The following is a 23,473-nucleotide window of genomic DNA, read 5'->3' on the forward strand; positions in this document are numbered from 1 at the left end:
ATACAACAATGACAACTGAAAATAAAAAGAAGAGCAAAGTAGTACCCATCATTTTAGGTGTTTTACTAATCATTGGTATCGTTTTCGGTATCACCGAGTGGAATTATTTTAGCAAACACGTAGATACGGATGATGCTCAGATTGATGGCGACATCAGTCCGGTTGTTGCCCGTGTTAGTGGTTATGTTAAAGACATTAATTTCGAAGAGAATACCCACGTAACTGAAGGTGAAATTTTAGTTAAACTGGATGATGCTGATTTCAAAATTAAACTAGAGCAAACTCAAGCTGGTCAAAAAGGTGCTAACGCAGGTGTAGGTGTTGCGCAATCGCAAATTGTGGCCACACAAGCCAATACAAGCACGGCTAAAGCAAATGTAGAATCGGCCAGAGCAAATGTACAGGCAGCAAACGTTAAAGTTAATTTAGCACAAAAGGATTACGCTCGTTATGCAAACCTTGTAAAAGACGGTTCGATTACACAACAGGCTTTCGACCAGGCAAAAGCAAATAAAGAATCTGCGGAAGCAGCAAGGCAGTCTGCACAGGCCGCATTTCAGGCAGCGCAAGACCAATACAACGCCGCTGTTAAACAGGTTGGAACAACACAATCGCAACTGGCAGTAAGCAGTAATGTGATTAGCCAACGCCAAAGCGATATCGATTTTGCGAAACTTCAATTATCTTATACTGATATTAAATCGCCGGCTACAGGTATTGTTTCTAAAAAGAATGTGCAAAAAGGGCAATTGGTGCAAGCCGGTCAATCTTTATTTTCTGTAGTGAATGATGGTAGCATTTACGTAACCGCTAACTTCAAAGAAACTCAATTGGAAAAAATCAAAACGGGTTCGAAAGTAGAAATCGAGGTTGATGCTTATCCTGAAGAAAAAATTCAGGGCGAAGTTTACAATTTCTCTCCAATTACTGGTGCAAAAGGTTCTTTACTTCCTCCAGATAATGCTACAGGTAACTTTGTTAAAGTTGTACAACGTATTCCTGTAAAAATTAAAATTCATCCATCAAAAGAATTGTTAGCAAAATTACGCCCTGGAATGAGCGTGAAAGCTTCAGTTTCTACAAACTAATAGTCAAATGGCCGAAGTAGGTTTAAAAAAGTGGATTATTACTTTTACGGTAATCACAGCTTCTTTATTGGAGCTGATTGATACGACTATCGTAAACGTAGCAATCCCTCAAATACAGGGAAACCTGGGCGCTACCCTCGAGGATATCGCCTGGTTATCTACTGGATACGCCGTTGCGAACGTTATCATCCTACCCATGTCGGGTTGGTTGGGTAGTCGTTTCGGGCGTAAAAATTATTTCTTAACCTCCATTATCGTTTTCACCCTGGTTTCCTTTTTATGTGGTAACGCAACCTCCTTAAATGAGCTGATTTTGTTCAGGATTTTGCAAGGCGTTGCTGGTGGTGGTTTAATTTCAACGGCACAGGCAATCTTAATTGAAACCTGGCCACGTGAAGATGTGGGTATTGCCACTGCTTTATTCGGTTTGGGTGCCGTTGTTGGTCCAACAGTTGGTCCAACTATTGGTGGCTATATTCTGGAAATTGCCGATTGGCCATGGATTTTTTACGTGAATATTCCCGTCGGAATCCTCGCCGCCTACTGTACGTACACCTTTATTCGAGAGACGCCCAAGGATGGACAGGGTAAACCTGTAGATTGGTGGGGAATTGCACTTTTGGCGATCGCTGTAGGTAGTTTACAAACTGTGTTGGAAAAAGGCGAGAGCGAAGACTGGTTTTCTACACCATACATTACCGCATTAGCAGTGGTTTCTGTTTTTGGATTATTGTTATTCATTTGGAGAGAGACCGCAACAGACCACCCCATTGTGAATCTTCGCATTATGAAGAAGAGAAGTTTCTCTATCGGAATGTTTACTTCCTTTATCTTAGGGTTTGGGTTATACGGTTCGGTATTTGTTTTCCCGGTTTTTGCACAAAACTTGCTAGGTTTTACACCATTGCAAACCGGAAAATTATTTATCGCAGGCGGAATTTGTACCATTGCCATGATGCCATTCATCGGTATCATGCTTAAAAAAGGTGTGCCTGCCCAATTTATGGCTACCGGCGGCATGTTTTTGTTCTTCGTTTTCTGTTGGATGTTAAGTAACTCTACTCTGGCTTCCGGAACTGGAGATTTCTTCTGGCCGTTGGTAATTAGAGGTTTTGGTATGGCTTTATTGTTTGTGCCGTTAACCACCCTTGCGATGCAGGATTTATCTGGAGCAGAGATTGGCCAGGGTTCTGGTTTGAATAACATGAGCAGACAGCTGGGTGGTTCTTTTGGTATCGCAGCTTTAACTACCTTAATCCACGTTCGTTCTGGCTTTCATAGAAGTAGTTTGCTTGCCAATATCAACGAATATAACCCTGCGTTTATTCAAAAATTAAATGCACTAACAAGCGGATTTATGGCCAAAGGTTCATCGTTTATTGATGCTAAGCTCATGGCGATGAAAGCCATAGAAGGAAGCGTAATTAAACAAACCATGTTATTAACTTACAACGATGCATATTGGGTGGCAGGGTTAATTATGTTGTTCTCTATTCCACTACTATATCTTCAGAAATTTAAGAAAAATGCAAACATTGTAACAGATGCGCATTAAAATTGGCAAGAAATTAGCCTGAAAAATATCATAAAATAAAAACAGCCGGTGTATTTTATTACATCGGCTGTTTTAACCCAAAAAATTAACAATCAATGCAATGCCCTTAAACATTGCAAATGTTCTTACTAAGCTAGCTAGTAGCCAAATAAGATTCTAAAATTAAAAATTATTCTATAATTTTCCAAATTGTAAGCCCTAGAATTTTAATACCTTACGCATTTTTTGTAGTATTACGATATACAAAACTATTGCTTAAGCTATGCCTAAACTTCGTTTAACAACACAACGGGAATCTATTTTTAACAATGAGGTAATCTCAAAATTCGAGCTCTTTAACAGTCTTTTTTTAACCCTTCCTTTCTATAAAATTAAAGATACCGGAACACTGCTACCACTATTCTTTAAAAGTTGTGAAGATGGCATTGCTAACGGACAAAAACCTGCTCAAATAATAGAAGAGTTTTTTGCAAAGTTTACAAGCTATACTGATAGGAAAGATATTACTGATTTACTCTTTCGTTTCATTCAATATATAGAGCGTCAGGTTGTGCTTTTTGATGCGGTTGAGGATGCTTCATTCACTAAGTTAAACACTACAGATGAGCAAAGTACGTTAGCTTTTATCCTAAAAAAGAATGCTGATAATAAGCCTATGCTGGCTAAGATAGAAAAGTTAATTGATGAACTTTCTCTACGTTTGGTTTTAACAGCACACCCTACTCAGTTTTATCCGGGAAGTGTTTTGGCGATTATTACAGATTTAACAAAAGCCATTAGAGATAATGATATCACTTCTATGAACGCCCTGTTGCAGCAGTTGGGTAAAACGCCATTTTTCAACAAAAAATCGCCGACGCCTGTAGATGAAGCATTGAACCTGGCCTGGTTTTTAGAAAATACATTTTACTTTGCTGCGGCAAATATTCAGGAAGAAATTGACCAGAACTTGGATGAATATAATCTTGAAACAAAGAAAATTCTAGAATTAGGTTTCTGGCCGGGTGGCGATAGAGATGGAAATCCGAATATCCATGCCGATACCACTTTGGAGGTTTCTAAAATGTTGCGCCAAATTCTCTTCCGTTGTTACTATCGTGATTTTAGGGTAATTAAACGCCGCATAACTTTTAGAGGTGTGGAAGAAAATATTTCCAAGCTTCAAGATGTGCTTTACAAAAATGCCTTCGACCAATCTTGTGAAATTCATGATATTTCTGATGAATTGAGAGAAAACCTTAATCAGATTAAAGAAACACTTTTAAAGGAGCATGAGGGTCTGTTTGTTGATTTAGTAAATGATTTAATCCGTAAAATTGATTTGTACGGCAATTATTTTGCTTCTTTAGATATCCGTCAGGATAGCCGCGTATTAAGAAGTGTGCATGCTTATTGCCGCCAGAATAAACCGATTTCATCTTTATATCCAGAAAATTATGATAAACTTTCAGAAGCGGAGAAGCTGAAACTGATTTCGTTTAAAGAGGCGACACCTGTTTATGTTACAGAAGCTGATGCTTTGATTGAGGATACCATTCAAACGATTAAAGAAATTAAAGGCATTCAACAACGAAACGGCGAGAAAGCATGCCATCGTTTCATCATCAGTAATTGCCAGCAGGCCAGCGATATCCTGCAACTGATAGAACTTTTCCTTTGGAATGGCTGGAGTAAGGACGCTTTAACCATTGATTTTGTGCCGCTTTTCGAAACCGTTAACGACTTAAAAGGAGCAGGGGCGATTATGGATACACTTTATAGCAATCCGTTTTATAAAGCACATTTGGCCACTCGTGGCAATAAACAAGATATTATGCTGGGGTACTCCGATAGTACAAAAGATGGTGGTTATTTAATGGCCAACTGGTCTATTTTTAATGGTAAAACATCACTCTCAGAAATTTCTAAAAAGCACAATATTCAACTGGCATTTTTTGATGGCAGAGGCGGTCCGCCGGCTCGCGGTGGCGGTAAAACCCATCGTTTTTATGCCTCAATGGGTAAAGAAATTGCAAATAAAAATATACAATTAACGGTTCAGGGCCAAACCATTAGTTCTCAATATGGTTCAGTGGAAAGTGCTGAATTTAATATTGAACAATTAATTAATGCCGGTATTTCATCAGGATTAAAAGAAAAACATAATGTGCTTCTAGACCCTGAAAATAAAGCGCTGCTTGATGAAATGGCAGAAGATGGTTACAAAGCTTTTGTTGATTTACGCGAACACCCGCTTTTTGTAAGTTATCTGGAAAAGCTGTCTCCATTGAAATTACTTTCTCAGGCAAATATCAGCAGTCGCCCGGTAAAAAGAAATGGCGGTGGAGAAATGAAGTTAGAAGATTTGCGGGCGATTAGTTTCGTTACAGCCTGGAGCATGCTGAAACAAAATGTTCCAGGGTTTTACGGAATGGGAACTGCTATGAAGAATCAGGAAAAAGCCGGTAATTGGGATAAGGTTGTAAAGGCTTATGAAGATTCTGATTATTTAAAAACCATTGTAGATAATTGTATGATGAGCATGAGCAAATCAGACTTTGTGATTACAGCTCATTTAGCCAACGACAAGGAGTTTGGTGCCTTTTGGACCCAGTTACACGATGAGTTTGAATTAACTAAAACAATGCTTCTAAAACTATCAGGACAGGAAGTTTTAATGGCTAATTATCCGGTTGATAAAAAATCCATCGCTACCCGTGAGAAGATTATCTTGCCGTTAGTTTTAATTCAGCATTTCGCTTTAGAAAAACTTCAGCACGACCAGAACGAGAAAGACCAAGCAGCTTTAGAAAAATTAGCTGTTAGAACGGTTTTTGGTATTGTAAATGCAGGCAGGAATTTAGCTTAAGGTTTAGTCACGGTTTAATTTACCATATAACATTTAAGGAAATATAAGTTTTAAAGCGTTTATAGGTCTGTGTTTTCACAGACCTTTTTTGTAACTAGCCATGATCGGTCGTCATTGCGAGGTACGAAGCAATCCTAAAACGTCTGCTGCATTAAGATTGCTTCGTGCTTCACAATGACGTGGTGGCTATTTACGTTGCCAATACGAGATGCCTAAAAAACAAAAACCCCTCTGCATTCCTGCAAAGGGGTTGTTTTTTAAAGAGCCTGATTAAAGAAAATTATCTATCAATCGAACCCATTACTTTTTGGCCGAAAGCGTTAAGCGCATCTTTTTCAGCAGCACCTTCGCTTACCATTTGATGCACCTCAAGCGCACCGCAAATATTGGTAATCATTTCGCCAGCAACATCAACTTCATGTTCGCTAACGCCTCTGAATTCGCAGAAAGCCTCTAACACTTCTAAAGTTGTCTCCAATTGAGCAGGAGTCGTGTTTTGAAATAATTGTCTTATAACCGGAATCTTCATTACTTTATCTTGTTAAAAAGTTCAATTAAACCTTCCGCTTTGTTGGTTTGAACCTGATCTACCAAATTACCACCTTCAAAAGCTGCGAAAGTTGGTAAATTATCAACGTTAGCAAATTTGCGTGAGTTTGGAAGTTTCTCGGCATCAACAATTAAGAAAGCTACATCTTCATTTTCAGCAGCCAGCTTTTTAAACTTGGGTTTCATGATTCTGCAGTTACCGCACCATGATGCAGCGTACTGAACCATAACTTTCGAGTTATCGGCTAAATACTGTTGAAGATTATCTTCTGTTAATTCTAAAAACATGATGTTTTATTTAATTAGTTAGCAGCTAAATATTCAGCAACGCCAGTTCTGTTTGCGTTCATTGCTTCTTTTCCTTCTTCCCAGTTTGCAGGGCAAACTTCGCCATGTTTTTGAACGTGAGCATAAGCATCAATTAAACGTAAATATTCTTTAACGTTTCTGCCAACAGGCATGTCATTAACACTTTCGTGAAAAACTTTACCAGTTTCGTCAATTAAATAAGTTGCTCTGAAAGAAACATTTGAACCCGAGAATGATTCGTTTCCTTCTTCATCATAATTAACTTCTTGATCTAAAATATCTAAAATTCCAGATAACTGTCTGTGCGTATCAGCTAAAATTGGGTAAGTAACACCTTCAATTCCGCCGTTATCTTTTGGTGTATTTAACCAAGCAAAGTGAACTTCGTTAGTATCGCAAGATGCACCAATTACAATTGTATTTCTTTGTTCAAATTCAGGTAAAGCAGCTTGGAAAGCATGTAATTCTGTAGGGCAAACGAAAGTGAAATCTTTTGGATACCAGAATAAAATAACTTTTTTGTTTTTACTAACAGCTTCTTCAAATACGTTGATTTTCAAGTCATCACCCATGTCTGACATTGCATCAATACTAACACTCGGGAATTTTTTACCTACTATTGCCATAATTTTTTGTCTTTAATTTTGTGCCACAAAGGTACGGTGAAAAGAACTCCGAATCAACCCGGATGTATTAATTATTCATCGTATTTATTGATAACGATATAGTCAAAAACTATATTCATTTTGAAATGTATAATTTGTCGCTATTTAATTATTTGAAAATGAACGGATGATGCTTTTGGCAGTTTACAGTCCCGCTATTCGTTACAATCTTTTTGGCTTCTATTGTACGCTATGGTCGTCATTGCGAGGAGGAACGACTTGGCAATCTATTTTATTTGTACTACAAAAAGTATTTTCACTTCTATCGGGTTTATTAACAAATTATGGGAATTCTTGGGTCGGGTTTAAATGCATCTGCACTTTCGGCTAAAGCCAGCACTATTATTATCATTCATTCCGTTGGTTGAAACCAACGGCAAGGAATCCCAAAAGCTTATAAGGTACATGGTTTTATTTCATTGCCGTCTGGCTTCAGCCGACGGAAGACAAAAAACCCCTCTTAATTTTCATTAAAAGGGGTTCGAAATTCTATTTCTTTAATGTATTTTCATACAATTTAAATATCCTTTTGTATTCATCCGTCCAGCTGCTAGGTTCGATAAAACCATGGTCTTCTACGGGGTAAACAGCCAGTTCCCAATTATTTTTTCCCAGCTCGATAAAACGTTGAGTAATGCGAACGATATCCTGAAAATGAACATTCACATCAACCATTCCGTGCGCCATTAATAAGTTTCCTTTCAGCTTATCAGCGAAATAAATAGGAGAGCTTTTCTTGTAGGCAATCGGGTCGTTGAAAGGGTCGTTTAAAATATTCGAAGTATAACCATGGTTGTAATGGGCCCAATCTGTAACGGAACGCAAAGCGGCGCCACTGGCAAAAACATCTGATTCATTAAACATGGCCATTAAGGTGATAAAACCTCCGTATGACCCACCATACAAGCCAACATGTTTAGGATTAACGCCATACTTTTCCACCAAAAATTTAACCCCATCAACCTGGTCAGTTAAATCTTTTCCACCCATGTGCCGATAAATCCCGGTTCTGTGGTCTCTGCCATAACCTGAACTTGCGGTATAGTCAATGTCAATTACCGTGTAACCATTATCAGCCAGTAAATTATTAAACATAAACTCACGGAAATAAGTGCTCCAGCCAAAATGTACATTTTGAAGATAGCCCGCACCGTGAACAAAAACTACGGCAGGATGATTAGGATGAGGCTTTTCAGATTTATAAACCCTTGCATAAACATCAGCACCGTAACGGTTTTTAAATGAAACCATATCAGGCTCACGCCATTTGTAAGAATTGAATTCTGCAGTTGTAGATTCGGTAATCTTTACTGCTTTTGCACCAGCTTTATTGGGTTGCAGATACAATTCAACAGGTTTATTCAGATAAGAATAATTTATGGCTATGTATTTTTCATCTGGAGAAAGTGTAAGGTCATTTAAACCTTTCATCGTTGTAATTTGAACAAGTTCTCCACCGTTTACGCTAATTTTGAAGAGATTGGTAATTCCTGGATGCTCTTTATTTGTTTTTAAGTAAAAAGTGCTGTTATCCTTTGAAAGTTGAACAGATTGAACTTCCCATTTACCAGAAGTCAACTGTTTTTTATTTCCGGTTAAAACATTTGCAACATATAAATGCGAATAGCCAGTAGCCTCACTCTGGTAATAAAAACGATTGTTGTCAATCCACCCTGTGCTTCCCTGATAAAATCCACTAATACCGGGGCCTCCAATCCAGGCCTCATCATGCTGGCGGTCGATTAAATCGAATTTTCCTGTTGATGCATCTAATTTTAAAATCCAGCGGTCTTTATTATCAGCTGATGTAGCAACCACAATTCCAGTACTGCCGTTTTCGTTCCAAATCGGACCGAAGAAATTAACAGGCCTGTCAGCGTTTTTCTTTTTCAGAGAATCTAATTGCTTAGGATAGTCCTTGTAGAAATCCGGAATGTCTTTAATGCCGGGAATAGTTGCCGTTTGTATCGCATAAACAGTATCTCTTTGTGTGTCAAAAATAAATCCCTGAGAGATATTCTCATTTTCGCCAACCTTTGTTCTGCCAGGAATATCTTCCGTATAACCAGAAGCTGTAACATAGTTTGGTACGATGGTGCTGTGATTGTTTTGAGCCGGAGCAGTCAATTTGTAAGTTACAAATCTACCATCCGGGCTAATCACTACTCCATTAAGAAACTTGTCATCTGTATAAAGTGATTTTAAAGATTTGGTTTCACTAGATGATGAACCAAAACGACCTCTTCCTCCACGGGCACCGCCATTACGCGTTTCAGCATTTCTTTTCTTGATGATATCAAATAATTCAGTTTGCTGGGCCTTTAGCCAGCTATCTTGTTCAGTAGTAGGTTTTGCTGGTGTTCTTCCCGCTGCTTTTCCCTTAACAAAATTGGTTATTTGTTTGGTTTCGGCAGTTTTCATATTCAACTGGAAAATATTGTCGCCCAATTGATAAGCAACATCACCATTGGTTAAAAAGACAGGGTTGCTTTCCCTATCCATCGTATTGGTTAAACGAGTTTCTTTCTTCGTTTTGAAGTTCTGAAGATAGATATCGCCACTTTTTTCTACTAAACCTAACGATTTATCCTTATTGTAAATGTAATTTAAACCTAACAATTTCTCATCTTCTTTCTCAGCAGCTTCTACAGGTTTTGTTGATGAGTTTGAAATTTTAAACAACTCTTCTTTAGCCTTATTATCTGGATTCCAATTGAAATATAATGTTTTGCTATCTCCTGTCCAGCGGAAGTTAGTAGGGGAGGTTCCCATCCATTTTGGGTCTCGCATTATTTTTTCGACTGTTAATGGGGCTATTTGTTGCGCAAAAGTATATTCTCCTGTACACAACAGTAGGAAAAGTAAATATTTCTTCATGAATTTAGTTTGGATGCTGCAAGTTAGATAATGCAGGTGCTAAATCTATAAGGAAATGGAAATGTTACAACACCTCTCCCTATGAAAGGTTGAGTTGTTAGTAAAAGCTGTTCAATCCCTCTCCTTGGGGAGAGAGAAACAAAGGACAAAAGTAGATTCATCAAAAATTGGGGGGGAGGTTTTACCCAATAGTTTATTTTTAAAGAAAAATGCCACGGAAACACAAATTTAGACGGAATTGGCCGAATAAATTTCCATGTGTTCCGGGTGCAAAAAACTATGATGGCTTACCTTATTACTCTTCCGGTTCTATCCACATTCACCATATCAAATGGTTTCAGATATTCATTAATAATAACTGAAAATTCTCTCCGTGTTAAAACTTTTTTCAAGTCGTATTTTGAGGAAAATTTATAGTTTTTGTTCCATTTCTTTTCTATTTCGGCTTTGGTGGCATCAACAGCTTTGTTGCCCACGTAACAAACCATCGAAATGGTATTTTCCAGATTTATGGGAATATTTTGATGGTCATCAAACCAGATTTGCGCTTTGTAATAATAATCCTTTATGGGCTGCTTAATTTCATCATAAGAAACCTCTTTTTCGGGATTCAAATAAACTTTTGCATTTTTGATGTCAGCTTTCAAAATTCCTGTAATACCGATTTTTTGTATGGCCAGCCAATTTGAATCGGCTATTTTTACATCTTCAAAAGGCATTAAAGAAAGTTTGTAGCTCAGTAATTCACCCTGTATTCTTTTTAAATTTGATAAGCTGGTTTTGGTTTGAAAAAATGCCGCATAAGCTGCGGTTGCACCAGCGGCTTGACCAATTTCTAAATTATCGGGTTTTATGTAAAGGATATTTTCCTGATTTGGAATGAGCAAATTGTAAAGCGATAGGAAATCTGTTGTTTCATTTATCCCGCCAATTGTAGTTCGATATAAGTTTTCCGAATAATTTAAGTTAGCTGCCTCCGCTACATTTAAACTAGTGACCTTTAATGCAGGAAGAATTTTCTGAATATCATCGGCAACAATTAAAACCTTTGCCTTTATGCTTTTTTCTTTGGTGAGTTTTGCTTCCCAACCACTTCCCGAACGTTTTAACTCGAAGTAAGTTGTGTTGTTGGTCACATCCAAAAGCTTAGAGCTATCCGACCAGTTTTTAATTACAGCATTTAAAATTTGATTAGTTATTTCGGGTAGTGCAATACTATCTGAAATTTTTAAAGATTTTCTTGCTCTTTTTTCGAATGCTTTGGTTATACCGGTTTGAGGTAATTTGTTGAATTCGCTAAGTTTAAATCCATCACTTTGTGTTAAAATAATAGTGTTAACACCCGATTCTGATGCTTGAATACCCGCTGCAAAGGCTGCATTTGAATTTCCTAAAACCAATACATCAGTTTTGATGGTTTGTGCCTGGCTAAACAAAGGAATTAAGTAGATGAAAAGGAAAAATAACTTCTTCATTGCTGGTGTTTAAAATTATTTGCAATATGCTTTAAATGAATGAGCTTTTGATGAAATGAATTGATTTTAACTAAATTTAATTAGGAAATAATGATGTCAGTTGTGTTTATCAAAGACCTCTCATTATCTTTCGGCAAGCTCAAAATGACAGATAATTCAATGGAACAAAAAATAAACTCAGTTTTTGATTTACAGCAAAAATACAAATTTGAGTTGCGTAAAACGGATGCAAAAACCCGAATTGCGAAGCTAATGGTACTTAAGCAGGCTTTGCAAAATGCTGAAGAGGAAATTTATGTTGCCTTGGAGAAAGATTTACGCAAAAGTAGATTTGAAACTGCTGTAACGGAATTATTTTTTACTTATGCTGAGATAGACCATGCGGTTAAGAAATTGAGCAGTTGGATGAAACCAAAATCGGTTAGTAAAACCATGAGCAATCTTTTTGCAGCCAATAAGATTTACTATGAGCCGAAAGGAGTTTGTTTAATTATTGCGCCATGGAATTATCCGCTACAATTGATGATGAGTCCATTGATTTCTGCAATTGCTGCAGGGAATTGTGCCATCTTAAAACCATCTGAATTAAGCGCCTACACCGCGAAAATTATTAATAAAATCATTGAAAAAGCTTTTGATAAACAAGAAATAGCTTGTTTCGAGGGCGATACTGAAGTTTCGACCGAATTGTTAAAACTCCCGTTCGACCATATATTTTTTACCGGAAGCACAACAATTGGAAAAGTGGTAATGGCGGCGGCAGCAAAAAATCTAACATCGGTTACTTTAGAATTGGGTGGAAAATCTCCGGTAATAATTGATGAGTCTTGTGATTTGAAAAAAGCCGCAGAAAAAATAGCCTGGGGAAAGTTGGTTAATGCTGGGCAAACCTGTATCGCACCAGATTATGTTTTAATTAACGAAAAACAGGAAGCGGAGTTTGTAAATTATTATAAAGTTGCCGCACAGAAAATGTTCTTCGCAGATGGCGCAATTAACACAGCTGTTTATGGAAAAATCATCAACCAGAAACAATTTGATAGATTAAATGGCTTGATATATGCCGCAATAAATGAGGGTGCAAAATTAGCGTTCGGGGGAGAGGCAAATGCCGAGTCTTTAACGATTAATCCAACTGTTTTAACTTCGGTAAGTGCGGAAAACAGTATTATGCAATCAGAGATATTTGGGCCGATTTTACCCATTGTGAAATACAAAAATTTGCAGCAAGCTATCGATTTTGTGAATGGAAAAGGTAAACCTTTAGCGCTCTATATTTTCTCAGATGATTCTAAAAATCAAGAAAAAATCATCAATGAAACCAGTTCTGGAGGTACCTGCGTAAATGATGTGTTGGTTCATATCAGCAATCCAAATTTACCTTTTGGAGGAGTCAACAGCAGCGGAATAGGAAGTTGTCATGGCATTTTTGGTTTTAAAAATTTCTCTCATGAAAGAGCAGTTGTTTTTCAATCCAAATTTGGAATGACCAAAATGATTTATCCTCCTTACAACATAAGCTTATTAAAATGGTTGAAAAAGCTTCTATGAGATGCCACGGAAACACGGATTGATACGGAATAAAATTGATTATTTCCGAGGTTTCTGTGCTTCCATGGCAAAAAATCTGCTTGTGCAGATTGATTACATCAGTATTAGCATTGCGGCGCTCATCGCAATCATAATTGCATCTTCTACAATGGTAACTGTACTCATTGGTAGATTAAAAACTGCACCCAGGCAAGCACATTGAATCTTTTTCTTGTTCAAAACGCTTTCCAAAACGCCGATAATACTCACCAACATTACAACCAGGGTAACCCAATTTACCACAACCGGCAATAAATTCAGTGCAAAACTTAAGCCTAAACCAAGTTCGATAAAAGCATAAATGTAACCCCAGGAACTGAATTTTTTCGCAACGATATCGTACATCGCGTAGCTTTCTGCAAAAGCTTTCAGGTTCAACATTTTGAAAAAAGAGAAAGTCAAGAAAAATCCGGCCATGAAAATACGCATAAAAGTCATGAAGTTGATGTTGCCATCTTGCCAGGAAACCAATAACGAAATCGCGGTAACGTAACCAAAAATCAATAGGATTGGTTTATAAGTTTCAGTCCATGATTTTGTTTCCTCCGCCAATTCGCTGTGGTTATTAGCCGTAATCTGATATTTACTTTCTGCTCCGCCCAAAGCCTGCTGCAAAGCAGCTAAGCCGATATGTTTATCCATACTGATGGTTGCAGAATTTGTATCTTTCGAAACCTCAACAGCCGTTACTTCAGGCAAAATCAAAAGATTGTTTTTTACTTTATTTTCGCAACCACCACATGTCATTCCGGTAAGTTGATAGGTATGTGTCATAACTAAGATTTTAAACAAATTTACCCATCTTGGGGATGAGAAGCGTTACAGAATAATCATAAAATGTTATAGAATTTTAAACGGATGTGTAAGTCGGCCGTCATTGCGAGGCATGAAGCAATCTTCAGCTACAAGTATATCTTTACGGATATTGCTTCTCTCGAAGAAGAATCAGGATTGCAATGACGGGGATTAGAGCATCAACGGCATGACAGAATATTTGCGCTCAGCATCTCTTTGCTGTTAAAACTATCCAACCAAAACCGAGGTCATTGTTAATGAACCACCAACGGCTTTGTCATTAAAAAACGAAACTTCCTCATTTTCATTCTTCAAACCTAACGTGTAAATCAATGGCAAATAATGCTCTGGAGTTGGGATGGCCAGCATGGCATCACTTCCTAAATTGCGGTAATTAATTAATGGTTTGTGGTCGCCGTTAGCAATAAGGCTTTTGAATTTGTAATTCATTTCATTCGCCCAATCATAACCACCTCCGTTAATCATTTCCCAGCTAATCATTCGAAGATTGTGCACCATATTTCCACTTCCAATAACTAAAACGCCTTTTTTCCGGAGCGCATAAATTTCTTTGGCAATTTCATAATGGTTTTCTGGCGATTTTGTGTAATCGATACTCAATTGGAGAACAGGAATGTTGGCTTCTGGATACATGTGTTTTACCACCGTCCATGTTCCGTGGTCTAAGCCCCAATCGTGGTCTAAGCCGATATGCGTAGAGTGTACCAGGCCTGGTATTTCAGCCGCCAATTCTGCATCTCCGGGAGCAGGGTACTGAGCATCAAACAACGCTTGTGGAAATCCTCCAAAATCGTGAATGGTTGATGGAAAATCCATTGCGGTAACAAAAGTTCCATGTGTGTACCAATGCGCAGAAACCACCAGTACTGCTTTAGGTAACGGAATGTTTTTTGCCAACTCGGCCCAACTTTGGCTAAACTCATTATTTTCAATCCCATTCATCGGAGAACCGTGGCCAATAAACAGCGTAGGCATTAAATCCGTTTGTGGTAAACGTTGGGTAAAACTTCTGAATTGTGATAAGCTTGACATGCTGTTGAATTTTAATGTAAAGGTACAGCATCGTTATTTTTAGGGGCTTGATTTATGTTAAGAAAACGATAAGAACTCCATTATCCATTTTACATCTTCCATGAATCATCAAATCTCATCCAAGGTTTTCCTTTTGTCAAATGTTTGCTTTTTATAAGCTGACGGTGTTAAGTCTGTCACTTTTTTAAACTGAGCAGAAAGATGCGCAACACTGCTGTAATTAAGTTGATAAGCAATTTCGCTTAGCGTGAGTTCGCCATAGGTGAGCATTTCTTTTGCCTTTTCGATTTTCTGAGCGATAAAATACTTTTCAATGGTTTGATTCTCTGCTTCAGAAAAAATGGCGCTTAACTGATTATATTCCTGATTAATTTGATGACTTAAGTAAGTAGAAAGATTAATTTTTAAAGGCTCCTTTGAGTAATGAACCAGATTGATGATTGCCGTTTTTATTTGCTCGGCAATTTGAGTTTTTCTATCCTCCAATAATTCGAAACCAAAATGATTTAACTTTTCAGCGATTTTTATTTTATCATCAACAGAAATGTTTTCCGATATTAAAACTTCGCCAAGTTCAACCGAAATAGGATTAAAGCCAAGCTTTTCCAGCTCAGCCTTAACCACCATTTTACAACGGTTGCATACCATATTTTTGATATGCAGATTCATTATTTCGATTTTATGGTTTCGGTAACATCGCCACAATCAAACATCATGCTTCCATAATAGGGGTTTTCAATGTTTTCTTTTTCGTTTAGCCAACTCGCTTTAGCCATTGGGCAATGCTGAACGTAAATTGTTGCATTATTGAATTTAATGTTTCTTACCGTTTTTATCATGGCATAAGATATTCCCTCGAAAGATTTTCTTTGTGTTTTGATGTCTTTTCCGGCAGCTAATTCTGTTGCTTTTGCTTTAATTATTTTGGCCTGCTCCATCCAAGTTGTATGTTGTGTAGCTGGCAAATCTTTGTGTGGAATGGCATCAACTTTAGCCGATAAAACTTTTACTTTTTCTTTAGCTACATCTTTTTTATCAGCTGCCAAAGCATTTTTAACGTCGTAATAGGCAGTTAATAACTGATTAAAAGCTACATCTGTTTTACTTTGTGCGAAAGTTAATTTTGTAGTTGCGATGGCAATTATAGCCATTATTATCATGATTTTTTTCATCTTTATTTTATTTTAAAACATTAAAAAAGTTAAATTCTGCCCTTAGCAGATACATGTTTTTAAGATATCGGTTTGCCATATTTCCGGTGGCCTGGAAACGATAACCTAAATCTATCCGGGTGCTGCTGTTTAAAATTACCTGAACGGCTGGAGCCAAATCTAGATAGGATTTGCCTGAGGCTGGGTCGGTTTTTCCTAGTATTTCGAAATAGACATTGAAATTCGGCTCTTTATAGTTCTTGTAAACAAAAGGAAGCACAAGGTAGCCTGATGATAAACTATAGGAGAACATATTGTTAGGTCTTGGCATTCCAATAATTTGCCTATCACTGTTATTAAATGAATGTGCATAACCCAAAGTTGCCGAAAGGGCGAGTTTATGTAAAAGTTGGGTGAAAATTAACCCAGCCTGTGCTCCACTATTATCTCCCTCCAGATTAATATCTCTGGTAAAAGTTGGGCGTTTACTTGTGCTAATTCTACCAAAAGCCGCGGCCCTGAAATGACTTTGAGCTTCATCAATAGATAAAAAACGATATTTAGCATATAAACTTCCGCCCTCTAGCCGATATTTCCCATCCATATCTGATAAGAACGCTTGCGCATGTGCCATCAGGTTTTTATTAAAGCCAAACATTACCTCAGGAATTGTTCTGCTTACAAAACCAGGATTGTTAAACATCCCCTCGTTGGTTAAACGAACTCCAATTGATTTGGTGGGCATATTACTTGCCGGTTCGGTAAAAACATATAGCTCTTGTGCGAATGAGTTTATGTTGGCGCCAATGAAAACCAGCGCCATAATAAGAATCTTCTTCATTTTTAGGAAAGAACTAAGTGATAAACACGAGTTTTCTTTCCGTTTACAACTGCTGTTCCATTTGCATAAGCATCAGAATTAAGCGTGGTTGCTTGTTTCTTAAATGCAGAACCAGAAATGAAATTTTTATCAACTACTGATGCTTTTACCGTTCCATTTAAAGTTTTGCTTTTTGCATTAACGAAACGATAAACGTTACCATCAACAATCGCCTGACCTTTATCATCAACCTTAACCTGATTGAATGTAAAATCAGCTGTTAAGCCACCTACAGAAAAACCAGCATCCTGAACTTTTTTACGAATTAAATCGATATTGATGTCGGCGCCTTTTTTGAAAGTTAAAACGAAGATGTTTTTATTTAAATCTGGTTTTACGGAATTAACAAAACCTAAGGTCTCCAGTGATTTTTGTGTTGCATTTGAACACATGGAGCAGGTTAATCCTGTCACTTTTAAATCTGCTGTTGAAATTTGTTGAGCCGAAACTTTAACGGCAAAAAGAAGCATAATGATGCTGAATATTTTTATTGTTCTCATGATTTTTGAAATTAGAATTTAAGAAATGTCACATTGCGCCTTTGGAAATGCTTAAGCACCGAAAGGCAAATGAGTAATCCTAATTCCTAAAAATACAATTGAAAACATGCAAGGCAACCCGCGAGGAAAGCGGCGGGGCTTTGTTGCTGATTTTGCTGAAAAAAACTGGGGTAATATTGGTGAGAAATTCTAAAACCGGTGGGTGCAGAAAAAGCTGGATAGAAAACAACTTTGGCATTTCTACTTTTGCCGCAGTTTGATGACTATCTTTTACTTTAACCGTTACCTGAGTGTTCTTGCAACAGCCATCGTCTTTTATCTTTTCAGCAGGAATATCCTTGCAGAGTTTACAAGCAAGCTCATTGCTGAACAGTTGCACATTTGCCAGTTTACCACCGCAGAAATGCAAACTTAAAGCCAAACCCATAACACTAACCGCATACAATACGGCCAAAGAAAGTGCTATTTTTTGTTTTAACTTCATTACTACAAAGTTAAGGCAAAAAAAACCGAATATTAAACTGCTTTATTTATTGAATTTCATTTTTTACCTTAAATTAGCCCCAAACACCTTTCAAATGAAGAAATTATTATTATTGATCTGCACCTTTTCTGTGCTATCAGCTTTTGCAGCGAAGCCAAAAAATCAATATATCCGGATTAAAACGGAGTTTGGCGAGTGCATCGTGAAACTATATAATGAAACGCCATTACATCGTGATAACTTTCTAAAACTTACAAAGGAAGGTTATTATAATGGCACTTTATTTCACAGGGTGATTAAAGATTTTATGATTCAGGGCGGTGACCCGGATTCCAAAACTGCAAAGCCAGATTCTTTACTGGGTGAAGGTGGCCCAAAATATACCATCCCGGCAGAATTTAGAGATAGTCTGTTTCACAAAAAAGGTGTTTTGGCTGCCGCTAGAGACAATAATCCTGAAAAGGCATCGAGCGGAAGTCAGTTTTACTTGGTGCAAGGGAAAGTTTTTACGGAGGAACAATTGAACAGCCTCGAAGAGAAGAGATTAAAATTTAAAATCCCGGAATGGCAAAGACAGGTTTACAAAACCCTTGGTGGTACACCGCACTTAGATAGAAATTATACCGTTTACGGAGAGATAATTTCAGGTCTGGATATGGTCGATAAAATTGCTGTTTTAACAACCGATAAAAATAACCGTCCTAAAAGTGATGTTAAAATGGATATCACGATTTTGAAAAGGAGAGAGGCGAAAAAGTTGGAGAAGCAACTGTTAAATGCTTCATTAAAGGACAAAATGATAATGAAGTCCTGATGAAAATCATTTCCTATAACGTTAATGGCATTCGGGCGGCAAGTACGAAAAACTTTTTCGGTTGGTTGCAGACTACAGATGCCGATATGATTTGCCTGCAGGAAGTAAAAGCATTACCCGTTCAAATTCCTGAGATTATTGCTTTGGTAGAGCAGCTGGGTTATCATCATTATTGGTTTCCGGCCGAAAAAAAAGGTTATAGTGGCGTAGCCATCTTAACCAAAATTAAACCTAATTATGTTGAATATGGCTGCGGCGAAGAATGGATTGATCAAGAGGGAAGAATTTTAAGGGCCGATTTTGATGATTTTTCTTTGATGAGTTTGTACATGCCATCGGGTTCGAGCGGAGATGAACGGCAGTTGAAAAAATATGCTTTCATGAAGTTTTTTGATGTTTATATCGATGAACTGCGTAAAGAAATCCCAAACTTAATTGTGAGTGGAGATTATAACATTTGCCATACCTCAATTGATATTCACAACCCAAAATCGAATGCAAATTCATCGGGCTTTTTACCAGAAGAACGCGAATGGATGCAGCTATTTTTAGATAATGGTTTTATAGATGCTTTCCGCCATTTTAACAAAGACCCGCATCATTATACCTGGTGGAGTTATCGTGCGGGCTCAAGAGGTAAAAATTTGGGTTGGCGAATCGATTATCATTTGGTTACAAAACCAATGGAAAGCCGATTAAAAAACGTAAGAATTTTACCCGATGCGATACACTCCGACCATTGTCCGGTTTTGTTAGAGATAGAATGACGTGATTAAGCGGTTAATCTATTTGTGGTTAACTGTTTGCAAACCCGATTAACCATTTAAACAATTAATCAATAATACCGCTAACCAGATGCTCATCACAAATATAAAAGGCCTTGTAGGCGTGCATCCAAAAGATAAGTTGCTTCTTCGCGGAAACGAAATGAACAACTTACCCATATTGGAAAATGCATGGCTTTTAGTAGAAGACGGTTTGATTAAAGATTTTGGTGAGATGAGCGAAATTCCTATTCAAATCTTAAATCTCTCATCTCAAATTTCAGCTAAAGGTAAATTTGTTTTTCCATCCTGGTGCGATAGCCATACACATATAGTTTTTGCCGCTTCGCGGGAAGAAGAATTCGCCATGAAAATTCAAGGTAAAACTTATGAAGAGATTGCAGCTGCAGGCGGTGGGATTTCAAATTCTGCCAATAAACTTCAACATGCATCAGAAGACGAGTTATTCGAAAGCGCATCCAGTCGTTTAAAAAACATGATTTTGCAAGGCACAGGTGCCGTTGAAATTAAAAGTGGCTATGGCTTAACGGTAGAGAGCGAGATTAAAATGCTGCGGGTAATCCAGCGCTTAAAAGCGAACTTTCCGATTCCAATTAAGGCTACGTTTTTAGCGGCGCATGCGTATCCAAAGGAATTTAAAGATAACCATCAAGGCTACATTGATTTAATTATCCATGAAATGCTGCCTCAAATAGCAGAAGAAAAATTAGCTGATTATATTGATGTTTTTTGTGAAAAGGGATTTTTCTCCGTCGAAGAAACAGACCAGATCCTAAAAGCGGGTGCAAAATTTGGCTTAAAACCTAAAATTCATGCCAATCAACTTTCTGCATTTGGAGCAGTTGAAGTTGGTGTAAAAAATTACGCCGTGTCGGTTGATCATCTTGAAGAAACCAATCAGCAAACCATAAATAGTTTAAAAACATCAAATACCATTGCAACACTTTTGCCTTCTTGTTCGTTTTATTTGGGAATTCCTTTTGCCGATGCCAAAGGTTTAATTGCCGAAAATGTTCCGGTTGCGTTAGCAAGCGATTATAATCCCGGTTCAACGCCATCGGGAAACATGAATTTTGTGGTTTCGTTAGGGTGTATAAAGCTTAAAATGCAACCAGAGCAGGCCATAAATGCCGCTACATTAAACGGTGCAGCCGCGATGGAAATCAGTAGCGAATATGGAAGCATTTCAATTGGTAAGAAAGCAAACTTATTTATCACCAAACCGATGCCCTCAATGGCCTATCTGCCTTACAGTTTTGGTGAAACACAAGTAGAAACCATCATTTTAAACGGTGAAATTTATAATGGATAGCCTTAAAATATATTCGCAAAGCGATATCAATAACCTGATTATTTACCGGAGTGGCGAAACCAAACTTGGTGAAAGGATACAAACCATTTCTTCTCTTGATGCGCTGCAGTCGTCAACTGCAAAATTTGTGCTTTTAGGTATTCCGGAAGATATTGGTATTCGGGCAAACTCAGGTATTGCGGGCGCTTCTACCACCTGGCGACCAGCGTTAATGGCATTCTTAAACATTCAAAGCAACCGGTTTTTGTCAGGCGAAGAAATTTTAGTGCTGGGGCATTTCGAAATTGAAGAACCTAAAGATTCTACCATCGATGGCTTAAGAAAAAAGGTAAGTGAAATCGATGATTTGGTTTATCCGGTAATTGAAAAAATTGTTGCTGCGGGTAAAATTCCAATTGTGATTGGCGGCGGACATAACAACGCTTATCCAATAATTAAAGGAACATCGCTGGCCAAAAAGCAGTCGATTGATGTTTTAAATGTGGATGCACACGCAGATTTAAGGGAGCCCGAAGGAAGACATAGCGGAAACGGATTTACTTATGCGCTAGCCGGGAAATATATGGATAATTATTTCATGTACGGTTTGCATCAAAACTATAATAACGAGGCTATTTTAAGTCAAATTGAGGCAAACCCAAAGCTGAAGCCGATATTTTTTGATGATATTTTAAAAGGCGTAGAAGACGAAAATTTCTTTTTTGCTATTGGTTCCGTTGCAGGTTTAGAGATAGATTTAGATTGCATTCAAAATGTACTTGCAAGCGCCGAAACCCCGTCAGGTTTCGCTGTAAATGATATTCGAAAATTAATTTTAACGAATGAAAAAAAGTTTTCTTATCTGCACATCAGCGAAGGCGCAACAAGGTTGCTTGATGGTAGGGTTAGTAAGTTAACCTCTAAATTAATTGCTTACTTAGTTAGTGATTTTATTAAGGCGCAAGCTTAAATTGTTTCTTAAGATTTGGTTCTGCGAAAATCTGTGTAATCAGTAAGATATTATAGAACTAAGTTCTACAAATGCTCTGCTTCGTATTTTTCTCCAGCTTTTAGCATCAGCTCAATTTGTTTTAAATCTTCAGCAGTAAGCTCTTCTTTTTCCTGCAATTCAAATACAGCAATCATGTTGTCTTCGTATTGTTTCTCAGTTTTAATAACGATTTCCTGTGCCATGATTGTAAGCTTAAAATTTAATGGTTTCTGTAGGTGTAATGCAATAATTCAGCCTGATGTCGTGTTCACTCACGTCGTCAATGCGATCAATTGCAGGCGACAAAGATAAGCCTATTTTTTGAGCATTTATATTCTCGAGAAAACGGTCGTAAAATCCCTTGCCAAAACCAACCCGGTAACCCATTTTATCGAAAGCTAATAGCGGAATCAAAACCATATCAATTTCTCCGTCGTGTATGTTTCCCTTTTGCGGTTCCAGAATGTTGTAAAGGTTCTTTTGCAAATCATTTATGCCTAAATATTCATGATGAGTCATCAAAGCCGTTTCAAAATCAGCCTTGGGGACTATGATTTGAATTTGAGGATGATTTTCAGCTAGCCATTCGATTAATAGAAAGGTGTTTGGTTCTTTTTTTTCAACTATTGGCAGAAATATATGAATGGTTGTAATATCACTAAAATCCAATGCTTGAAATCGTTTCAGCAACATTTTATTAAGTTTCTGATATTCATCATCATGATAAGATAATCTTTCTTTTAATGCCTGCTTTCTAATTTCTGACTTAAACATATTGCGAATTTAGGTAAATATAATAATTTGGATTGTGGCTGTTATCGGCGGTTAGCAACGGAACCTATTTGCAAAAATGAGGTACGTAAACCCGATAGACGTGGAAATACTTTTTTTATTGCAGATGCCTTTGTGCCTCAGCATCACAACTTGCGTAAAAAAAGATTGGAACAGATAGCGGGGCTGCTTCTTCCGAAGAACTTTCTACAATCATTTTCAAAAACTATTGCCTGGAAAAATAGATCTTCATGAGAAATATTTCGAACTGATTTGCATAATTCTGTAGCAAATTTTGAAACAAAAAAGCCCCTGAAATATGAATTCAGGGGCTCCATTATTTTTTGATAAACTATTTTACACGCTCTACATATTCGCCTGTACGCGTATCAATTTTAATCTTATCGCCTTGGTTTACAAACATTGGCACTTTAACCTCAACGCCATTTTCAAGCGTTGCAGCCTTTAATGCATTTGTAGAAGTATCGCCTTTAACCGCTGGCTCCGAATAAGTAATTTCAAATTCTGCGAAGTTTGGCAGCTGCCCCATAATGGCTTCATCGCTCTCCATTGAAACGATTACGCTCATGCCTTCTTTTAAAAATTTAATGGCCGAACCAAATAACGATTTCTCTACGTTATATTGTTCGTAAGTGTTGTTATCCATCACCACCAAATAATCGCCATCTTCGTATAAATATTGATAATCATTTGTTTCTACGCGGCAAATTTCTACTGCCTCGTCAGTATTCATACGGGCTTCTACGATTCTGCCCGATTTAATGTTACGAAATTTGCCAGTGTAAAAAGCGCCGCCTTTACCTGGTGTACGGTGATTCCACTCATCAACGGTAACCAATTCGTTGTTTACACGCAGGATGTTACCTGTTTTAATTTCTGATGCTTTTGCCATATGATGTGATCCTATTTGGATTTATATTTCAGTTTTTTGTGACGGCAAAGGTAAAATTATTTTAACAAAAACCTACAACGGTTTAGGGC

23 protein-coding genes are annotated in these 23,473 nt (G+C 37.5%); 8 read left to right on the forward strand and 15 right to left on the reverse strand.

The features are described from left to right. Window positions 1-8 precede the first annotated feature (8 nt). From EA772_RS06065 to EA772_RS06075, 3 genes are all read left to right on the forward strand, one after another. The gene (locus EA772_RS06065; protein WP_116168747.1) at window positions 9-1,088 is read left to right on the forward strand and encodes an HlyD family secretion protein; all 1,080 of its coding nucleotides are present in this window, start codon (window positions 9-11) and stop codon (window positions 1,086-1,088) included. A 7-nt stretch (window positions 1,089-1,095) separates the two neighbouring features. Further along, on the forward strand, window positions 1,096-2,643 hold the full coding sequence (locus EA772_RS06070; protein WP_124911851.1) for a DHA2 family efflux MFS transporter permease subunit: 1,548 nt from the start codon (window positions 1,096-1,098) through the stop codon (window positions 2,641-2,643). Between the two features lie 262 nt (window positions 2,644-2,905). Beyond that, complete coding sequence (locus EA772_RS06075; protein ID WP_124911853.1) at window positions 2,906-5,491, forward strand: phosphoenolpyruvate carboxylase; 2,586 nt, start codon at window positions 2,906-2,908, stop codon at window positions 5,489-5,491. A gap of 280 nt (window positions 5,492-5,771) precedes the next feature. Here EA772_RS06075 and EA772_RS06080 read toward each other — a convergent pair whose 3' ends face one another. From EA772_RS06080 to EA772_RS06100, 5 genes are all read right to left on the reverse strand, one after another. Continuing rightward, a complete protein-coding gene (locus EA772_RS06080) occupies window positions 5,772-6,020 on the reverse strand; it encodes a hypothetical protein (protein WP_010599336.1) in 249 nt (82 codons plus the stop codon). Further along, on the reverse strand, window positions 6,020-6,328 hold the full coding sequence (locus EA772_RS06085; protein WP_010599335.1) for a co-chaperone YbbN: 309 nt from the start codon (window positions 6,326-6,328) through the stop codon (window positions 6,020-6,022). Before EA772_RS06085 ends, EA772_RS06080 begins: the two co-directional genes overlap by 1 nt. A 14-nt stretch (window positions 6,329-6,342) precedes the next feature. Then, window positions 6,343-6,975 (reverse strand): peroxiredoxin, encoded by a 633-nt coding sequence (locus EA772_RS06090; RefSeq protein WP_010599334.1) that lies wholly within the window; start codon window positions 6,973-6,975, stop codon window positions 6,343-6,345. A gap of 528 nt (window positions 6,976-7,503) precedes the next feature. Next, window positions 7,504-9,891 (reverse strand): prolyl oligopeptidase family serine peptidase, encoded by a 2,388-nt coding sequence (locus EA772_RS06095; protein ID WP_168187487.1) that lies wholly within the window; start codon window positions 9,889-9,891, stop codon window positions 7,504-7,506. Between the two features lie 287 nt (window positions 9,892-10,178). After that, window positions 10,179-11,366 carry a hypothetical protein gene (locus tag EA772_RS06100; RefSeq protein WP_124911855.1) on the reverse strand — a complete coding sequence of 396 codons (1,188 nt, stop codon included), beginning with the start codon at window positions 11,364-11,366 and terminating at the stop codon, window positions 10,179-10,181. Between the two features lie 159 nt (window positions 11,367-11,525). Between EA772_RS06100 and EA772_RS06105 the strand changes: the two genes are divergently transcribed. Continuing rightward, complete coding sequence (locus EA772_RS06105) at window positions 11,526-12,917, forward strand: aldehyde dehydrogenase family protein (protein ID WP_246834055.1); 1,392 nt, start codon at window positions 11,526-11,528, stop codon at window positions 12,915-12,917. A 93-nt stretch (window positions 12,918-13,010) separates the two neighbouring features. Here EA772_RS06105 and EA772_RS06110 read toward each other — a convergent pair whose 3' ends face one another. The 7 genes from EA772_RS06110 to EA772_RS06140 all read right to left on the reverse strand — a co-directional run bounded on the left by EA772_RS06110 (window position 13,011) and on the right by EA772_RS06140 (window position 17,819). Beyond that, window positions 13,011-13,730 (reverse strand): heavy-metal-associated domain-containing protein, encoded by a 720-nt coding sequence (locus EA772_RS06110; protein WP_124911857.1) that lies wholly within the window; start codon window positions 13,728-13,730, stop codon window positions 13,011-13,013. A gap of 249 nt (window positions 13,731-13,979) precedes the next feature. Then, a complete protein-coding gene (gene ygiD, locus EA772_RS06115; protein ID WP_124911859.1) occupies window positions 13,980-14,804 on the reverse strand; it encodes a 4,5-DOPA dioxygenase extradiol in 825 nt (274 codons plus the stop codon). Window positions 14,805-14,912: 108 nt separating this feature from the next. Then, a complete protein-coding gene (locus EA772_RS06120; RefSeq protein WP_124911861.1) occupies window positions 14,913-15,473 on the reverse strand; it encodes an AraC family transcriptional regulator in 561 nt (186 codons plus the stop codon). After that, entirely contained in the window at window positions 15,473-15,976 is a 504-nt protein-coding gene (locus EA772_RS06125) for a DUF3347 domain-containing protein (protein ID WP_124911863.1), read from the reverse strand. The genes EA772_RS06120 and EA772_RS06125 overlap by 1 nt, the downstream gene beginning before the upstream one ends. A 7-nt stretch (window positions 15,977-15,983) precedes the next feature. Continuing rightward, on the reverse strand, window positions 15,984-16,796 hold the full coding sequence (locus EA772_RS06130; protein ID WP_124911865.1) for a hypothetical protein: 813 nt from the start codon (window positions 16,794-16,796) through the stop codon (window positions 15,984-15,986). 2 nt (window positions 16,797-16,798) lie between these two features. After that, the gene (locus tag EA772_RS06135) at window positions 16,799-17,335 is read right to left on the reverse strand and encodes a heavy-metal-associated domain-containing protein (RefSeq protein ID WP_124911867.1); all 537 of its coding nucleotides are present in this window, start codon (window positions 17,333-17,335) and stop codon (window positions 16,799-16,801) included. A 79-nt stretch (window positions 17,336-17,414) separates the two neighbouring features. Further along, complete coding sequence (locus tag EA772_RS06140; protein WP_124911869.1) at window positions 17,415-17,819, reverse strand: hypothetical protein; 405 nt, start codon at window positions 17,817-17,819, stop codon at window positions 17,415-17,417. A gap of 94 nt (window positions 17,820-17,913) precedes the next feature. Between EA772_RS06140 and EA772_RS06145 the strand changes: the two genes are divergently transcribed. The 4 genes from EA772_RS06145 (at window position 17,914) to EA772_RS06160 (ending at window position 21,679) form a co-directional block, all read left to right on the forward strand. After that, window positions 17,914-18,633 carry a peptidylprolyl isomerase gene (locus EA772_RS06145; protein WP_168187488.1) on the forward strand — a complete coding sequence of 240 codons (720 nt, stop codon included), beginning with the start codon at window positions 17,914-17,916 and terminating at the stop codon, window positions 18,631-18,633. After that, window positions 18,633-19,400, forward strand: coding sequence for an exodeoxyribonuclease III (locus EA772_RS06150; protein WP_124911873.1), 768 nt, complete (start codon window positions 18,633-18,635; stop codon window positions 19,398-19,400). Before EA772_RS06145 ends, EA772_RS06150 begins: the two co-directional genes overlap by 1 nt. Before the next feature lie 88 nt (window positions 19,401-19,488). Then, entirely contained in the window at window positions 19,489-20,730 is a 1,242-nt protein-coding gene (gene hutI / locus EA772_RS06155) for an imidazolonepropionase (protein WP_124911875.1), read from the forward strand. Further along, window positions 20,723-21,679: a formimidoylglutamase gene (locus tag EA772_RS06160; RefSeq protein ID WP_124911877.1), complete on the forward strand. Its 957-nt coding sequence runs from the start codon at window positions 20,723-20,725 to the stop codon at window positions 21,677-21,679. The genes hutI and EA772_RS06160 overlap by 8 nt, the downstream gene beginning before the upstream one ends. A 65-nt stretch (window positions 21,680-21,744) precedes the next feature. On the opposite strand, the gene EA772_RS22035 is transcribed toward EA772_RS06160, so the two are convergent. The 3 genes from EA772_RS22035 to efp form a co-directional block, all read right to left on the reverse strand. Beyond that, a complete protein-coding gene (locus tag EA772_RS22035; RefSeq protein WP_157258990.1) occupies window positions 21,745-21,903 on the reverse strand; it encodes a hypothetical protein in 159 nt (52 codons plus the stop codon). A 10-nt stretch (window positions 21,904-21,913) separates the two neighbouring features. Then, complete coding sequence (locus tag EA772_RS06165) at window positions 21,914-22,474, reverse strand: 5-formyltetrahydrofolate cyclo-ligase (RefSeq protein ID WP_124911879.1); 561 nt, start codon at window positions 22,472-22,474, stop codon at window positions 21,914-21,916. A 349-nt stretch (window positions 22,475-22,823) separates the two neighbouring features. Beyond that, window positions 22,824-23,384, reverse strand: coding sequence for an elongation factor P (gene efp / locus EA772_RS06170; RefSeq protein WP_010602181.1), 561 nt, complete (start codon window positions 23,382-23,384; stop codon window positions 22,824-22,826). Between the last annotated feature and the right edge of the window lie 89 nt (window positions 23,385-23,473).

It is taken from the genome of Pedobacter sp. G11, assembly GCF_003860265.1.
In the GTDB taxonomy this organism is placed as follows: Bacteria; Bacteroidota; Bacteroidia; order Sphingobacteriales; family Sphingobacteriaceae; genus Pedobacter; species Pedobacter agri.